The organism is Rhodoferax sp. GW821-FHT09E07 (assembly GCF_059416145.1).
This window is the reverse complement of the sequence record NZ_JBWKOP010000002.1, coordinates 59757-76010: the sequence shown is the minus strand read 5'-3', so window position 1 is coordinate 76010 and position 16254 is coordinate 59757. Positions and strand designations below refer to the sequence as shown.

Below are 16254 nucleotides of genomic sequence, written 5' to 3'. Positions count from 1 at the left end.
TCGAGGAATTCACCATGACTTCAGCAGTAATCGTTTCCACCGCACGCACCCCTCTGGCCAAGAGCTGGAAGGGTTCCTTCAACATGACCCACGGCGCCACCCTGGGCGGCCACGCCGTGGAGCACGCTATTTCCCGCGCAGGCATTGAAGCCGGTGAGGTGGACGACGTCATCATGGGCTGCGCCACGCCTGAGGGCGCTACCGGCGCCAACATCGCACGCCAGATTGCCCTGCGCGCCGGTTGCCCCGTCACCGTATCGGGCATGACCATCAACCGCTTTTGCTCGTCCGGCCTGCAAACCATTGCGACCGCCGCCCAACGCATCATCGCCAACGAAGGCGATATCTATGTGGCCGGCGGCGTGGAAGCCATTTCTTGCGTACAGCAAGAAATGAACACCCACATGATGACCGACCCCTGGCTGGTAAAGAACAAGCCAGAGATCTACTGGAACATGCTCCAGACCGCCGAGAACGTGGCCAAGCGCTACAACATCAGCCGCGAGGCCATGGACGAATACGGCGCCGCCAGCCAGCAAAAGGCCAGTGCTGCGCTGGAAGCCGGCCTGTTCAAAGCCGAAATCGCCCCCATCACCGTCACCATGGGCGTGGCCGATAAAGTCATGGGCCTGATGACCAAACAAGTCACCGTCAGCGATGACGAAGGCATCCGCGCCGGCACCACGTACGACGGCATCAAGGGCCTGCGCTCTGCTGTGCCTGGCGGCTTGGTCACTGCCGGCAATGCCAGCCAATTCTCCGACGGCGGTGGCGCCGTGGTCGTGATGCATGAAAAGCTGGCTGAGCAAAAGGGCCTGAAACCCCTGGGCCGCTTCCTGGGCTTTGCCGTGGCGGGTTGTGAACCGGATGAGATGGGCATTGGCCCCGTGTACGCCATCCCCAAGGTGCTCAAGCGCCTGGGTCTGGGCATCAACGACATCGACCTGTGGGAGCTGAACGAAGCCTTTGCCGTGCAGGTGATCTACTGCCGCGACAAGCTGGGCATCCCTGCCGACAAGCTCAACGTCAACGGCGGCGCCATCGCCGTGGGCCACCCCTACGGTGTGTCCGGCCAGCGCCTGACTGGCCACGCCCTCATCGAAGGCAAACGCCGCGGTGCCAAGCGCGTCTGCGTGACGATGTGTATTGGCGGTGGTATGGGTGCGGCTGGGGTGTTTGAAGTGCTGTAAGGCGCTGAGACTTCAAATGTTTCCCCAATAAGAAAAGGCCACCATTCAGGTGGCCTTTTTTGTTGGTCCGGGCTACTCAACCCAAGAATGTCTGCACACAAAAGCCAAGCAACACCAGCCCAGCGATGAGGTCTGAAACCATAGCCACGTTTTCCAGGCGATTGCGGTGCGCTTGCCGTGCGTGGTTGATACCCGCCAACGCATAGAAGATGCCGGCAGTCAGGGCAACTGCGCCTCGCCATTCCGGCTTCCACAGACTGATCAGCCCGGCCAGACCCAGCGCCACATTGGAAAACCCAAGTTCCCGCACCAGCAGCAAGGACTCCTCACTCTTGAGACCAAGAATGACCTCTGCGGTATAGCGCGGCTGGATGATTTGCCGAAGCCCGGCCAATCCCAAGCGGGCGCCCACCGCCCAGAGGACATACCACTTGCCGATCAACAGTACCAGTGGCAGCGGTGAGGACTGGGCAATTTCAATGGCCACCGACAGCGCCGGCAGCAGGAACATCAACAGGGCAACGATGGCGTAGTACATGGTGGTGATTTATAGCCGAACTCTCGGTGTCGCAGCCACAAACCACGCGATACGCGCGTTCAGTCACGCTCAAATCCCGGTGCCCTCTAGAACACGTTCATAGGTTGCATGATCCTCTGCGGAGAAGCTCTGCCTCGGCATTCTCGCCACCGCGCCACACCGGGCCTACCGTGTGGACGATAAATTTTGCGGGCAATCGATAGCCCTTGGTGATCTTTGCCTCACCGGTCTTGCAACCACCAAGCAAGCGACATTCGTGGACCAGATCTGGGCCTGCAGCCCGGTGGATCGCACCATCCACTCCGCCGCCACCGAGCAAGGATGAGTTTGCTGCGTTGACGATGGCGTCTACCTGGAGCTTTGTTATATCGCCGCGAACGGCGCGCAGTATGGTTGGCATATACGTGTATTCAGCACAGACTCAATGCCGAGGCAACAACCTTGCGGTGGCTTCGTTCAACCCATCGTAACAGCGCCCCGTCACCAAGCGGACACACACCGCTGTGCAAGGCACAGCATTGCAGGAAAATGCACCCATGACTCTACGCACCACCCTCGACTTCCTGCTCAACGACTGGCTCGACACCACGGCGCTCACCGCGCGCGAGCGCTTTGTGGACCACAACCGCGAAACCTTTGATGCGGTGCTTGACACCTGTGAGCGCATTGCGCGCGAGAAGTACGCGCCGTTTAACCGCCTGGCCGATGTGGAAGAGCCGCGCACGGTAACCGAGCCGGATGGCAGCTTGCGGGTGGTGTTGCCGCAGGCCACGCACGAAGCGCAGAAAGCCTACGCGGAGTCCGGTATGTTGTCGGCCGCGCAGGACTACGAGATGGGTGGCATGCAGCTGCCCTACAGCGTGGAGGCTGCGGCCAATGCATTCTTTGCTTGTGCGTCGATAGGCATTGGCACCGGCATGCTGACCACGGGCAATGCGAATTTGCTGATGGTGCATGGCACGGACATGCAAAAGGAAGTGTTTGCCAAGAACGAGTTTTCCGGACGCTGGTCGGGCACGATGTGCCTGTCCGAGCCACAAGCCGGTTCGTCCCTGAGCGACGTGGTTACGCGCGCTGTGCCCGATGGCGCAGATTTTGGGAGCGACCCGCTGGGACCGCGCTATCGCCTCAAAGGCAACAAGATGTGGATCTCTTCGGGCGAGCACGAGATCAACGAGAACATCATCCACCTCGTGCTGGCCAAGATTCCCGATGAAAACGGCAAGCTGGTGCCGGGCACGCGCGGCATTTCGCTGTTCATCGTGCCCAAGAAGATGGTGAACACGCAGGGCGAGCTGACGGGCGTGCGCAACGACGTGGCGCTGGCCGGCCTGAACCACAAGCTGGGTTGGCGCGGCACCACCAACACGCTGCTGAACTTTGGCGAAGGCAAGTTCCCGGTGGACGGTCAAGCCGGTGCCGTGGGCTACCTCGTCGGCAAGCCGGGCAAAGGCCTGGCCTGCATGTTCCACATGATGAACGAGGCACGTATCAGCGTGGGAATCGCGGCCACCATGTTGGGCATGGCGGGCTACTACGCCTCGCTGGACTACGCCAAAAACCGCCCCCAGGGCCGTCCGATCACCGGTGCCGGCAAGGATGCCGCCGCACCGCAAAGCCGCATCATTGAACACGCCGATGTGAAGCGCATGCTGCTGGCGCAAAAGTCTTACGCCGAAGGCGCGCTGGCGCTGGCGCTGTACTGCGCTAGGCTGGTGGACGAACACCACACCGCGGGTGGTCCGCAGGCCGAAGAGGCGCGACTGCTGCTGGAGGTGCTGACCCCCATTGTCAAGAGCTGGCCCAGCGAATGGTGCCTGGAGGCCAACAGCCTGGCCATCCAGGTGCATGGTGGCTACGGCTACACGCGCGACTTTCCGGTGGAGCAATACTGGCGGGACAACCGCCTGAACATGATCCACGAAGGCACGCACGGCATCCAAGGCATGGACTTGCTGGGCCGCAAGGTGCTGATGGAGGAGGGCAAGGGCCTGCAGCTGCTGGCCCACCGCATGCAAGCCACCATCCACCGCACCAGCGGCGTTCCGGCGCTGGCGCCGCACGCCAAGGCGCTGGGCCGCGCGCTGCAGGACGTCAGCACGGCGACACAACAAGCGTGGTCCACCGGCGTGCCGACCGAGGCGCTGGCCAATGCCGTGCCTTATATGCAGGCCTTTGGCCACACGGTGCTGGCCTGGATCTGGCTGGACGTGGCCGCCTGCGCGCTGGACAGCGACCCGCAGCAGGCAGAACTCAGCACGCAGGGCAGGGTGGGCTGCGCGCGTTTCTTCTTCCATTACGAGTTGCCAAAAATCAGTGCCTGGCTGGGTGTGGTGCAATCGCGGGATCTAACCTGTGCATCATTCCCCGAAGGAGCTTTCTGATGGCCTTTTTCAAAAAGTACAACGGCACCACCAACACCAAGCTGCTGCGCATCGAGCGCGCGATCTGGGTGCTGATCTACGGTGGGTTGTTGGCGATCGTGCTGGGGGTTTTCATCGACCAGCAAGAAGCGCAAGATGCAAGCCTGTTCTACCAGTTGGGCGGCTTGGCCGTGGTGGCGGGCGTGGCGCTGATCTACCTGCGTTCGCGCCTGCGCGAAGAAGACTAGGCGGCCCACATATCTCGCGGGGGACATGCGTTTCTCCGCGGCAAACGCACAATCTTCGGCATGGGCTCCACCCTCGTGTTGGGGCCCCGATTTTTACCAACCATTTGAACAAGGCAGACAAGCATGACACGCACCGTCCAACAACTTTTTGACCTGACCGGCAAGACCGCCCTGATCACCGGCGGCTCGCGCGGCCTGGGTCTGCAAATGGCCCACGCGCTGGGCGAGGCCGGTGCCAAGATCATGCTCAGCTCGCGCAAGGCCGCCGACCTGGAAGAAGCTGCCGCCGAACTGCAGGCTGCCGGCATTGACGCACGCTGGATTGCCGCGGACTGCGCCAAGGAAAGCGAAATCCACCGCCTGGCGGACGAAACCTTGCAACGCATGGGCGATGTGGACATTCTGATCAACAACGCCGGCGCCTCCTGGGGCGCACCTGCCGAGGACCACCCGGTAGAAGCCTGGGACAAGGTGATGAACCTGAACGTGCGCGGCTATTTTTTGCTGAGCCAGGCCATTGCCAAAAAAAGCATGATTGCGCGCAAGACTGGCCGCATCATCAACGTCGCGTCCATCGCCGGCCTAGGCGGCAACCCTACGGCTATGAAGACCATTGCCTACAACACCTCCAAGGGCGCCGTCATCAACTTCACGCGCGCGCTGGCGGCAGAGTGGGGCGCCTACGGCATCAACGTGAACGCCATTTGCCCCGGCTTCTTCAAGACCAAGATGGCCGCCGTCCTGATCGAAACCTTGGGCGAAGACAAAATGGCCGCTCACGCGCCGCTCAAGCGCATTGGCGATGACGAAGACCTGAAAGGCCTGACGCTGCTGTACGCGTCCGACGCGGGCAAGCACATTACCGGCCAGTGGCTGGCGGTGGACGGCGGCGTGTCCGTCGTCACAGGCGGCTGACCATGTGGGAGCAGGCCGTGGGCTTTGGTGTCGAGATTCCCTTTGTCACCCACCTGGGGTTTGATCTGACGCTGTTTGCCGATGGCCGCTCCGAGATTCGGTACGCGCCCCAGGCCGAGCACCTGAATTCCTTCAACGTGACCCACGGCGGCGCGCTGATGACGCTGCTGGATGTGACCATGGCCACGGCAGCGCGCAGTGTCTCGCCCGAGATGGGCGTGGTCACCATCGAGATGAAAACCAGCTTTATGCAACCCGCCGTGCCCAGTGCCGACGGGCCGCTGGTGGCCAAGGGCGAACTGATGCACCGCACCGCCACCATGGCCTTTACCCAGGCCACCGTGTATGACGCGGCGGGCAAGCCCTGCGCCCATGCCACGGGCACCTTCAAGTACGTGAAGCGCCTGGCCACGGGTGCGCGCAGCGTGAATGCGCTGAACACCCCGGCCAATGGCGCCGGTGGCATTTCCACGGACTAGCTGCAAGCCAAACAGGCCTCCAGCCCCCGTAATACCTGCGCGAGCAGCTAGCAAAACCATAGCATTCCAGGAGACCACCATGCCCAGCAATCGCCAAATTCACCTTGCCAACCGCCCTGTGGGCGAGGCCGTAGCCAGCAACTTCGCGCTGGTGACCAGCGAAACCCCGGCGTTACAAGACGGCCAGGTACTGGTACGCCACCATTACCTGAGCCTGGACCCCTACATGCGCGGCCGCATGAACGATGCCAAGAGCTATGCACAACCACAACCACTGGGCCAAACCATGGGTGGCGGCACGGTGGGTGAGGTGGTCGAATCGCTCAGCCCCAAGTTCCAGGTGGGCGACAAGGTCGTCGGCATGGGCGGCTGGCAGGAATACAGCGTGGTGGATGCGGGCCAGCCCGGCGCCCTGCGCAAGGTAGACACCACCCATGTGCCACTGAGCCACTACCTGGGTGCGGTAGGCATGCCCGGTGTCACCGCCTGGTACGGCCTGGTGAAGATCATTGCGCCGCAGGTCGGGCAGACCATGGTCGTCAGCGCCGCCACGGGTGCGGTGGGCAGCGCGTTTGCCGCGCTGTCCAAGGCACGCGGCTGCCGCACGGTCGGCATTGCCGGCGGCCCCGACAAATGCCAATACGCGGTGGACGAGCTGGGTTTTGACGCCTGCATCGACTACAAGCTGCACAAGGACGCGGCCTCGCTGTCCCAGGCCCTGAAAGACGCGTGCCCGGGCGGCATTGACGGTTATTTTGAAAACGTGGGCGGCATGGTGCTGGACGCCGTGCTGCCGCGCATGAACGCCTTTGGCCGCATTGCCGTGTGCGGCATGATCGCCGGCTATGACGGCCAGCCGCTGCCACTGGCTCACCCCGCGCTCATCCTGACGCAGCGCCTGAAGGTGGAGGGCTTTATCGTCAGCGAACACATGGAAGTCTGGCCCGAAGCGCTCAAAGAACTGGGGGGCTTGGTGGCCACCGGCAAGCTCAAGCCCCGCGAGAGCATTGCCCAAGGCTTGTCGGCCGCGCCTGAAGCATTTTTGGGGCTGCTCAAGGGCAAAAACTTTGGCAAGCAGCTGGTCAAGCTGGTTTAACGGACCGCCAACCCTTGTGATTCCGGAGGCCGCATGACCGTCCACGAACTCCAGTACCCCGCCACCCACACGGTGTTCAACCAGGCCGAGCCCTTGGTGGGCACCAACCTGTTTGCCCGCAACCAGGCCCTGCAAAGCGCGCTGAAGTTCAACGCCCCCACGCTGGACACCGCCAGCCTGAGTGCGCTGGGCGCACAGATGGGCAGCGCCGGTATGCAAACCCACGCGCGCCTCGCCAATGTGCACACGCCTGCGCTGCACAGCCACGACCGCACAGGCCGCCGCGTGGACCAGGTGGAGTTCCACCCCAGCTACCACGCACTGATGAGCGCCGCCGCGCACGCCGGCCTGCACGGCAGTCCGTGGGCCGAAGAAGCCCACGGCCACACCCGTCGTGCTGCGGCTTTCATGCTGTTCACCGAGGCTGAGCCGTCCATCCTGTGCCCCATCTCCATGACCTACGCCGTCATGGCCGCGCTGCCGGGCAACGCCGCCATCTTCAAGGACTGGGCGCCAGGGCTGACAGCGCGGGCCTACGACCCCGCATTCAAACTGTTCAGCCAGAAAACCGGTCTGACCATGGGCATGGGCATGACGGAGAAGCAAGGCGGCTCCGACGTGCGGGCCAACACCACCCAGGCCTTCCCGGACGGGCAAGACGACTGGGGCCAGCGCTACACACTGGTGGGCCACAAGTGGTTTTTCTCCGCCCCGATGTGCGACGCCTTTTTGGTGCTGGCACAAACGCCAGCCGGTTTGAGCTGCTTTTTCATCCCGCGCGTGCTGCCCGATGGCACCACCAACGCCATCCGCATCCAGCGCCTTAAAGACAAGCTGGGCAACAAGGCCAATGCCAGCTCTGAGGTGGAGTTTCAAAACGCCACCGCCTGGCTGGTGGGCGACGAGGGCCGCGGCGTGCCGCAAATTCTGGAAATGGGCACCATGACCCGGCTGGACTGCGCCCTGGGCACCAGCGGCCTGATGCGCCAGGCGCTCAGCATTGCGCTGCACCACACGGCGCAGCGCCAGGCCTTTGGCAAACGCCTGATCGAGCAGCCGTTGATGCGTAACGTGCTGGCCGACCTTGCTATCGAAAGCGAAGCTGCTTGCGCACTGTCCATGCGGCTTGCACGCTCGTTTGACCACAAGGATGACGCGCACGAGGCCCTGATGGGCCGCCTGCTCACGCCTATTGCCAAGTTCTGGATCTGCAAACGCGGTGCCGCCTTTGCCCAAGAAGCCATGGAATGCCTGGGCGGCAACGGCTATGTGGAGGAGGGCGGCGAGGGCGCCATGGCCCGCATCTACCGCGAGATGCCGCTGAACTCTATCTGGGAAGGTGCGGGCAACATCATGGCGCTGGACCTGCTGCGCGCGCTGCGCAAGGGCGATGTGGCCGCCGCGCTGGTGCGCGAGCTGGCACCCGCCCAGGGCGCCCACCCCGCACTGGACCGCCTGGCCACGGCCTTGCCCAGCCGCGTGGAGCACATGGCGACCGAGATGGAAGCGCGTCGCCTGGCGCAAGACGTGGCGCTGGCCGTGCAGGCGGCGCTACTGCAGCAAAGCGCACCGGCCGCCGTGTTCCACGCATTTTGTGATTCCCGCCTCGCGGGCAACTGGGGCCACACCTTTGGCACCCTGGGCGCCGCGGTGGACTTTGACAGCATTATTGAAAGGGCCATGCCATGAGCGCCACGTCGACAGACCTCATCCTCCACCACTACCCCACGTCCCCGTTCTCGGAGAAAGTGCGCCTGGTGCTGGGCTACAAACAGCTGGCCTGGAAGTCGGTCATCATTCCCGCCATCCTGCCCAAGCCCGATGTGGTGGCGCTCACCGGTGGCTACCGCAAAACGCCGTTCCTGCAGATCGGCAACGACATCTACTGCGACAGCGCGCTGATCTGCGACGTGCTGGAGCACATCCAGCCCACCCCCACGCTGTACCCCGAAAGCCACAAGGGCGTGGCGCGCGTGCTGGCACAGTGGGCGGACACCACGCTGTTCTGGGCCGCCATGGCCTACAACCTGCAGCCAAAAGGCGCGGCCGCCATGTTCGAGGGCGCACCACCCGAGGCGGCCAAGGCCTTTGGTGCCGACCGCGCCGCCATGTCTGGCGGCATGACGCGCCTGCGGCCGGCCGACGCCACCGCCGCCTACAAGAGCTACCTGCGCCGCCTGGCCAATATGCTCGAAGGGCAGGACTTTTTGCTGGGCAGCACGCCCTGCGTGGCCGACTTTGCGGCCTACCACCCGCTGTGGTTTACCGCCAAGCGCGTGCCGGTGATGGCCGACATCCTGAACGCCACGCCCGCTGTGCTGGCCTGGATGGACCGCATGGCGGCGCTGGGCCATGGCAAATTCGAAAAACTGTCCGCTACAGATGCAATAGCAGTCAGCGCAGCATCTACGGGGGCTAGCGCCCCATTTGCCCACGATGCCGACACCACCTTTCAGGACGAGCATGGCATTGCGCTGGGTAGCGAGGTAACGATTGCGGCTGAACTCTTTGGCCAGGAACCCACGGCCGGCACGCTGGTGGCCGCCACCCGCACGCGCTTCACGCTACAGCGCACCGACGAGCGTGCCGGCACCGTGCGCGTGCACTTCCCACGCATTGGTTATGTGTTGAAAGCGGCCCAACCCGCATGAGTGACACGCTGACCTGGCAGTGGCTGCCGTTTGACGCGCTAAGCCGCGAGCAGCTGTACGAACTGCTGCGCCTGCGCAGCGAAGTGTTTGTGGTGGAGCAGAACTGTGTCTTCCAGGACATGGACGGCCTGGATGCCCAAGCCATGCATCTGCTGGGAGTTCGGGCGGCGGTGGGCTCTGCGCAGGTCAAGGAGGAGCCCGCAAAGCGGGCGGGGGACACGGAGCAGAGTCCGCTGACGCCCGCACTCCCAGCCACCGAGCTGGTGGCTTACGTGCGCTGCTTCCCCAAGGGCATCACATTTGACGAAGCCAGCATCGGCCGCGTGGTCACGCGCGAAAGCGCGCGCGGCGGTGGCCTGGGCCACGTGCTGATGGCCGAAGCCATCCGCGCGCTGCAGCAGCAGTGGGGAGCGCAAGCCATCCGCATTGGCGCGCAAGCCCACCTGAAAAATTTTTACGAGCGGCACGGCTTTGCCGATGTGGGCAAGCCCTATGTGGAAGACGGCATTGACCACATGGAGATGGTCCGCCAGCCCGGCTGACCGACCAGGAATCTATTGGAAATATTGAGGAGACAACCCCGTGATTACAGACTTCAAAGGCAAAACTGCCGTTCTCACTGGTGCAGGCTCGGGCTTTGGCCTGGAATGCGCGCGCATTGGCGCCAAGCTGGGCATGAACCTGGTGTTGGCCGATGTGCAGCAGGACGCGCTGGACCGTGCCCAAACCGAAATGCAGGCCTCCGGCGCCCCCGTGCTGGCCATGAAAGTGGATGTGTCCAAGGCCGAGCAGGTGGAGGCGCTGGGCGCCGCCACGCTGGCACGCTTTGGCGCGCCGCACTTTGTGTTCAACAACGCCGGTGTGGGCGCGGGCGGCCTGGTGTGGGAAAACTCGGTCAAGGACTGGGAATGGGTGCTGGGCGTGAACGTCATGGGCGTGGCCCACGGCGTGCGCGTGTTCACCCCCATGATGCTCGAGGCGGCCGCTAAAGACCCGGCTTGGACCGGCCATATCGTCAACACCGCCAGCATGGCCGGCCTGCTCAACGCGCCGAACATGGGCATTTACAACGTGAGCAAGCACGCCGTGGTGGCCCTGAGCGAAACCCTGTACCAGGACCTGGCACTGGTGACTGACCAGATCAGCGCCAGCGTGCTGTGCCCGTTTTTTGTGCCCACCGGTATCAGCCAGAGCCACCGCAACCGCCCGGATGCCGACGAGGCCCCCGCCAAGCCCACGCGCAGCCAGCTCATTGGCCAGGCCATGAGCGACAAGGCCGTGGGCAGCGGCAAGGTAACGGCAGCCGAAGTGGCGCAGAAGGTGTTTGATGCCATCGCCGCCAACCAGTTCTACATCTACAGCCACCCCAAGGCCATTGGCTCGGTGCAGACGCGGCTGGAAGACGTGCTGATGGGGCGCAACCCCACCGACCCGTTTGCCCACAAGCCCGAACTGGGCGTGGAGCTGAAAAAGGCGCTGCGCGGCTGAACATGACCGTACAAGCGACGCCACCCATTCCCAGGGGATGGGTGGATGATGCACACCACCACTGGCTGTCTGGACGCAAACAGGAGGCTGTGCAAGCAGTTCTCAAAGCGATCAACACCAAGCCGGTTCCCTTGCCGCATCAAGCCGCCATACAGTTCACTTTCTACTTGTGCATGTTGGGCGATTGGGCCACCGCTGCAGAGGTCCTCAAGATAATCTGTGCGACATATCCTGAAGACATTGAGTCGCTGAAAAACCTGGGAACTTGCTTGTCACGAAGTGGGGATCTCTCCGCGGCATACCGCACCCAGCAGAAGGTTTTGTCCTTGCAGCCCGGCAACTATGGCGCATGGGACTCGATGGCAATGATTTGCCATGGGCTGGGCCTGCAAGAGGAGGCTACCAACGCAGGCAGGCAGTCCCTCATTCTGAAGGATGCACTGAGTCCGAGCACAATCGGTTCTTGGACTTTGCCCGACTGCAGCCCATCCGATCTTGCACGCCAGTCAGGGAAAACTTCCATCGTCAGTTTTTCCCTGTGGGGAAGCAAGCATCGCTACTTGCGTGGCGCTCTGCGCAATGCATTGCTGGTGCCGGACTTGTACCCAGGTTGGAATTGCCGTTTCTACATAGACGCCTCTGTGCCTGCAGAATTTGCAGACGCCTTGGATCTGTTGAACGCCGAGGTTATTGTCTGCCCCGCTGACGAGATGGGTCCGTCCAACCGGCAGCGACTGATGCGGCGATTCAAGGTGGCAAACGATCCTGCTGTGGGCTATTTCTTGGTCCGGGATTGCGATTCAGTCGTGAACATGCGCGAGGCACTGGCCGTTCAAGAGTGGCTGGCATCAGGCAAATGGTTTCATGTCATGCGGGATTGGTGGAGTCACACCGAACTGATGCTTGCGGGCATGTGGGGCGGCGTAGCGGGCGTCCTTCCCGATTTGCAGCAGATGGCCGACAGTTACGTTTCCCCGACCATGGAAACGCCCCTCATTGACCAGCTGTTTTTGCGGGACTGCGTCTGGAAATATGTGCGCCAGTCCTGCCTGAGTCACGACGACTATTTCAAGAACTTTGACGCGCACCCCATGCCCTCCGTACCGGGAGACAGCCGCCAGGTAGGGATCGACGAATTTGCAGTGGACAAAGACAAGCAGGCAAGGCTCCTGGGCCCTTGGATCGGCAAACTGTCGTGCCTACGTGAACCACACTCCTAAATAATCTGTATCTTTCAGATGCGCTCCCTTAGGGGATAGATAAGACGTTCACAGGTATTTCAGCGGCCTGTTAGAGTGGATCCATGCGTTTCATCAAAAAAATGGACTTGCTTGTTGCCGTCGTTGGCGCAATCACTCTGGCAGGCCCTGCGTGGGCCGGCTCCTTGCAAGTGCAGGTACAGGACAAGACCGGCAAACCGCTGCCCAATGCCGTCGTCTTCCTGGAGTCTGCAGAGGCCAAGGCCGCGGCCAAGCCCCTCAAAGGGGTGGAAGTGGCCCAGGTAGCCAAGCAGTTCACCCCCGCGGTCACGGTCGTCACGCCGGGCACCGCGGTGCTGTTCCCCAACCAGGACACGGTGCGCCACCATGTCTATTCGTTTTCGCCCATCAAAACGTTTGAGCTGAAGCTCTATGCCGGCGTGCCTGCCAACCCCGTGGTGTTTGACAAGGTCGGCGTGGCGGTGCTGGGCTGCAATATCCACGACAACATGGTGGCCTGGGTGCTGGTGGTGGACACCCCTTACTTTGGCCAGACCGATGCCCAGGGCAAGCTGAACCTGGACAACGTGCCCAACGGCAACTACAAACTGCGCACTTGGCATGCCAGCCTGCCCACCGGCGCGGCAGCGGCCGAACAATCCCAGGCAGTGGGTACGGGCGGCGCGCCCGTGGTGGTGAAACTGGCGGGGAGCAGCGTTTGAACCTGTCGAAAACCGTAGCCAGCTGGGGCTTGGGCACCAAGTTTGTGGTGTTCTCGCTGGCGCTGCTGCTGCTGGTCCAAATCGCCGTGTACAGCGTGGTGCGCACGAGCATCAACAGCAATGTGCGGGCCCAGGTCACGCAGGAACTGGTGATTGGCGACAAGGTATGGTGGCGCCTGCTGGACCAGAATGCCCAAAAGCTGCGCCAGGGTGCTGCAGTGCTGGCGGCTGACTTTGGCTTCCGCTCGGCCCTGAGCAGCGGGGATACCGAGACCCTGCGCTCTGCGCTGGAAAACAGCGGCGCACGCATTGGGGCGCCTGTCACCGCCTTGCTGAACCCCGAATTTGCCCTGCAGGCCACCGGCCTCGAGCGTGCCAGCGAGGCACAGTTCGCGCCCATCCTGCAGCGCGTTGCCTCCGACATTGGCAAGAGCGACCAGAACCACCAGTTGGAGCTGATCGACGGCAAGCTCTACCAGTTCGTCATGGTGCCCCTGAAGGCACCGCTGACAATCGGCTGGGTGGTGATGGGTTTCCCGATTGAACAATCGCTGGCCAACGACATGTTCGGTCTCTCTGGCATCCACGTGGTGCTGCTGGCACGGCAGGGCGCGTTGCTGGTCAGCAGCCTGCCGTCGCTGGACCAGACCGCGCTGAGCGCCTTGGGGCAGGGCGGTGAAATACGGCTCGGGGGCGGGACCCTGGTGGTGCGCCACAGCACGACGCGCAGTGACATTGCCGATGTGCAGACCTATTTGCTGCGCTCGCTGGATGAGGTGGTGGCACCTTACCAGCAGGTGCAGTTGGCGTTGCTGGCCATCACCGCGCTGGGCCTGGCGCTGTTTGGGGCGGGCAGCATGTTTCTGGCGCGCCGCATCACCACGCCGCTGCATGCCCTGGTGGGTGCGGCCGAACAGCTCAGCCGTGGCGAATACGACAAAAAACTGCCCGCCCTGCGCCACAAGGACGAAATTGGCGACCTGTCGCGCGCGTTTGACCATATGCGCAGCAGCATCCGCACCCAGCAGGGCGAGATCCTGCAGCTGGCCTATTGGGACCGCCTGACCGGCCTGCCCAACCGCACCCAGTTCCGCGACCTGCTGCAGCAGTCCATCAAGGCCAGCATTGCGCTGCAAACCCAGGGCCCGCCGGTCACAGTGATCATGCTCAACCTGGACCGCTTCAAGCACGTGAACGACGTGCTGGGCTATGCCTTTGGCGACCGGTTGCTGGTGGCCGTGGCCCAGCGCCTGAGCGGCCTGATCACTGCCGACATTGGCGAGGTCGCGCGCCTGGGCGGCGATGAATTTGCGGTGCTGATAGAAAACACCGATGCCGTGGGCGCCTTGCCGGTGGCCCAAAAAATCGCCGCCTCGTTCGAGGAACCCCTGACGCTGGAAGACCAGACTGTGGACCTGAGTGCGGGTATCGGCATTGCCTCGTGGCCCATGCATGCGCAAGACGTGGACATGCTGCTGAGCCGCTCCGAGATCGCCATGTACGTGGCCAAGCGCAAGACCACGGGTATTCAGGTCTACGACCCGGCGCTGGACTCGTCGAGCACGCAAACGCTGTCCCTGCTGACCGAGCTGCGCCATGCAGTGGACCATGGCCAGCTGCGCCTCTACCTGCAGCCCAAGCTCACGCTGGCCGACAACACCGTGGTGGCGGCCGAAGCCCTGGTGCGCTGGCAGCACCCCACGCGCGGCCTGGTGCCGCCCATGCAGTTCATCCCGTTTGCGGAGCAAACCGGTTTTGTGCGCCAGCTTACGCTGTGGATGTTCGAGGAGGTGGCGCGTGCGCTGCCTGCGCTGCGTGCCGATGGCCGGCCGCTGCGCGTGGCCATCAACCTCTCCACACGCGATCTGCTGGACCAGGACTTCCCCGCCAAGCTGGACGCCATGATGGCCAAGCACAACGCCCCCACCGACGCGTTTTGCCTGGAAATCACCGAGAGCGCCATCATGGACGACCCGCAGCGCGCCGAGGCGACCCTGAACCGCCTGTCCGAGCGAGGTTTCAAGCTCTCGATTGACGATTTCGGCACCGGCTACTCGTCGCTGGCTTATCTCAAGCGCCTGCCGGTGAACGAGCTGAAGATTGACAAGTCCTTTGTGATGGGCATGGAAACCGACGAGAGCGACGCCAAGATCGTGCGCTCCACCATTGACCTGGCACACAACCTGGGCCTGTCCGTGGTGGCCGAGGGCGTGGAGAACCAGCTGATCCTGGACAAACTCATCGCGCTGGACTGCGACGAAGCGCAGGGCTACTACATGAGCAAACCTATTCCGCTGCCCGACTTCATCGCCTGGCGCGTCAAGCACCAGGCCGCCGGCAGCACCATGGTTTAAACCTGCTGTAGCGTTTGCCAGCGCTTCCAGTAGGCCAGCGCCACCTGGTAGGTGGTGCGCTGCACCCCTACGGTGTCCTCGATCTTCACCCCGTAGCCGCCCGCCATGGTGAACACCAGCGGGACACGGCGCTCCCAGCACCAGTCCATCACGCGGCGGTCGCGCGCTTCCAGGCCATCGGCCGTGATCTTGAGGCGGCCCAGACGGTCGCCCTCATGCGGGTCAGCCCCGGCCAGGTAGAACACCACGCCGGGCTGGCATTGCCCGTCCAGCGTGTGCAGTGCCTGCTCCAGCGCTGCGAGGTAGTCCGCATCGCCACAGCCATCGGCCAGGGGCACATCCAGATCGCCGGCCTCCTTGCGAAACGGAAAGTTCTTGTCACCGTGCAGGGACAGCGTGAACACCGTGCCGTCGTTCTGAAAAATATGCGCCGTGCCATTGCCCTGGTGCACGTCCAGGTCAATCACCGCGACCTGCAGGGCAGGGCGGCGCCCCCCATCGGCCAGGCGGGTGCGACCCCATTCAGCCTGCAGCACACGGGCCGCCACGGCCACGTCATTGAAGACACAAAAGCCGCCGCCCTTGTCGGCATAGGCGTGGTGGGTACCGCCGGCCAGGTTGGCAGCCAAACCCTCGGTCAGCGCCACACGGGCGGCGGCCACGGTGGCGCCCACACTGCGGCGCGCGCGCTCGGCCATGGCCGGGCTCCAGGGGAAACCAATCTCGCGCAGCACCGCGGGCGCTGCCGTACCGTCCAGAATCGCATCGATGTAGGCCTGCGTGTGCACCAGTGCCAGCTCGCCCCGCGTGGCCGCTGGAGCCTCCGTCAACCGGACCTCGGGCAAGTGGTCCGCCAGCTGATCGCGCAGCATGCGGTACTTGGCCATGGGGAATCGGTGGCCCTCGGGCAAGGGAAGCACAAACTGGTCGGAATAGAAGGCCTGCATGCCTGGATTGTGGCAAACGCTGGGGGCCTTCAAAAAAGTGAGAAAATACGGGTTTTCACACCAA

At 63.2% G+C, this 16254-nt stretch carries 15 protein-coding genes and 1 pseudogene; 13 read left to right on the top strand and 3 right to left on the bottom strand.

Annotated features, from left to right (window positions below):
- Positions 1 to 14 precede the first annotated feature (14 nt).
- Positions 15 to 1190 carry an acetyl-CoA C-acyltransferase gene (locus AC07OE_RS03575; protein ID WP_495069199.1) on the top strand — a complete coding sequence of 392 codons (1176 nt, stop codon included), beginning with the start codon at positions 15 to 17 and terminating at the stop codon, positions 1188 to 1190.
- A gap of 76 nt (positions 1191 to 1266) precedes the next feature.
- On the opposite strand, the gene AC07OE_RS03570 is transcribed toward AC07OE_RS03575, so the two are convergent.
- Positions 1267 to 1728 carry a DUF6790 family protein gene (locus AC07OE_RS03570; RefSeq protein WP_495069198.1) on the bottom strand — a complete coding sequence of 154 codons (462 nt, stop codon included), beginning with the start codon at positions 1726 to 1728 and terminating at the stop codon, positions 1267 to 1269.
- Positions 1729 to 1849: 121 nt separating this feature from the next.
- Positions 1850 to 2128: pseudogene (locus tag AC07OE_RS03565) on the bottom strand (macro domain-containing protein); the annotation flags it as partial.
- A 136-nt stretch (positions 2129 to 2264) separates the two neighbouring features.
- Between AC07OE_RS03565 and AC07OE_RS03560 the strand changes: the two are divergent.
- From AC07OE_RS03560 to AC07OE_RS03505, 12 genes are all read left to right on the top strand, one after another.
- Entirely contained in the window at positions 2265 to 4112 is a 1848-nt protein-coding gene (locus tag AC07OE_RS03560; protein WP_495069197.1) for an acyl-CoA dehydrogenase, read from the top strand.
- Positions 4112 to 4339 carry a hypothetical protein gene (locus tag AC07OE_RS03555; protein ID WP_495069196.1) on the top strand — a complete coding sequence of 76 codons (228 nt, stop codon included), beginning with the start codon at positions 4112 to 4114 and terminating at the stop codon, positions 4337 to 4339. The genes AC07OE_RS03560 and AC07OE_RS03555 overlap by 1 nt, the downstream gene beginning before the upstream one ends.
- Before the next feature lie 123 nt (positions 4340 to 4462).
- Positions 4463 to 5254, top strand: a complete 792-nt coding sequence (locus AC07OE_RS03550) for an SDR family oxidoreductase (protein ID WP_495069195.1) — start codon at positions 4463 to 4465, stop codon at positions 5252 to 5254.
- Positions 5255 to 5256: 2 nt separating this feature from the next.
- Entirely contained in the window at positions 5257 to 5733 is a 477-nt protein-coding gene (locus AC07OE_RS03545) for a PaaI family thioesterase (protein WP_495069194.1), read from the top strand.
- 79 nt (positions 5734 to 5812) lie between these two features.
- A complete protein-coding gene (locus AC07OE_RS03540; RefSeq protein ID WP_495069193.1) occupies positions 5813 to 6829 on the top strand; it encodes an NADP-dependent oxidoreductase in 1017 nt (338 codons plus the stop codon).
- 33 nt (positions 6830 to 6862) lie between these two features.
- Positions 6863 to 8518: an isovaleryl-CoA dehydrogenase gene (locus AC07OE_RS03535; protein ID WP_495069192.1), complete on the top strand. Its 1656-nt coding sequence runs from the start codon at positions 6863 to 6865 to the stop codon at positions 8516 to 8518.
- Positions 8515 to 9480, top strand: a complete 966-nt coding sequence (locus AC07OE_RS03530; RefSeq protein ID WP_495069191.1) for a glutathione S-transferase family protein — start codon at positions 8515 to 8517, stop codon at positions 9478 to 9480. The genes AC07OE_RS03535 and AC07OE_RS03530 overlap by 4 nt, the downstream gene beginning before the upstream one ends.
- Complete coding sequence (locus AC07OE_RS03525; protein WP_495069190.1) at positions 9477 to 10022, top strand: GNAT family N-acetyltransferase; 546 nt, start codon at positions 9477 to 9479, stop codon at positions 10020 to 10022. Before AC07OE_RS03530 ends, AC07OE_RS03525 begins: the two co-directional genes overlap by 4 nt.
- A 40-nt stretch (positions 10023 to 10062) precedes the next feature.
- Positions 10063 to 10968, top strand: a complete 906-nt coding sequence (locus AC07OE_RS03520; RefSeq protein WP_495069189.1) for an SDR family oxidoreductase — start codon at positions 10063 to 10065, stop codon at positions 10966 to 10968.
- Between the two features lie 2 nt (positions 10969 to 10970).
- Positions 10971 to 12188 carry a tetratricopeptide repeat protein gene (locus tag AC07OE_RS03515; RefSeq protein WP_495069188.1) on the top strand — a complete coding sequence of 406 codons (1218 nt, stop codon included), beginning with the start codon at positions 10971 to 10973 and terminating at the stop codon, positions 12186 to 12188.
- A gap of 83 nt (positions 12189 to 12271) precedes the next feature.
- Complete coding sequence (locus tag AC07OE_RS03510; protein WP_495069187.1) at positions 12272 to 12889, top strand: methylamine utilization protein; 618 nt, start codon at positions 12272 to 12274, stop codon at positions 12887 to 12889.
- On the top strand, positions 12886 to 15243 hold the full coding sequence (locus AC07OE_RS03505; RefSeq protein ID WP_495069186.1) for a putative bifunctional diguanylate cyclase/phosphodiesterase: 2358 nt from the start codon (positions 12886 to 12888) through the stop codon (positions 15241 to 15243). The genes AC07OE_RS03510 and AC07OE_RS03505 overlap by 4 nt, the downstream gene beginning before the upstream one ends.
- On the opposite strand, the gene AC07OE_RS03500 is transcribed toward AC07OE_RS03505, so the two are convergent.
- The gene (locus AC07OE_RS03500; protein ID WP_495069185.1) at positions 15240 to 16190 is read right to left on the bottom strand and encodes a histone deacetylase family protein; all 951 of its coding nucleotides are present in this window, start codon (positions 16188 to 16190) and stop codon (positions 15240 to 15242) included. The two genes, AC07OE_RS03505 and AC07OE_RS03500, sit on opposite strands and share 4 nt — an antisense overlap.
- Between the last annotated feature and the right edge of the window lie 64 nt (positions 16191 to 16254).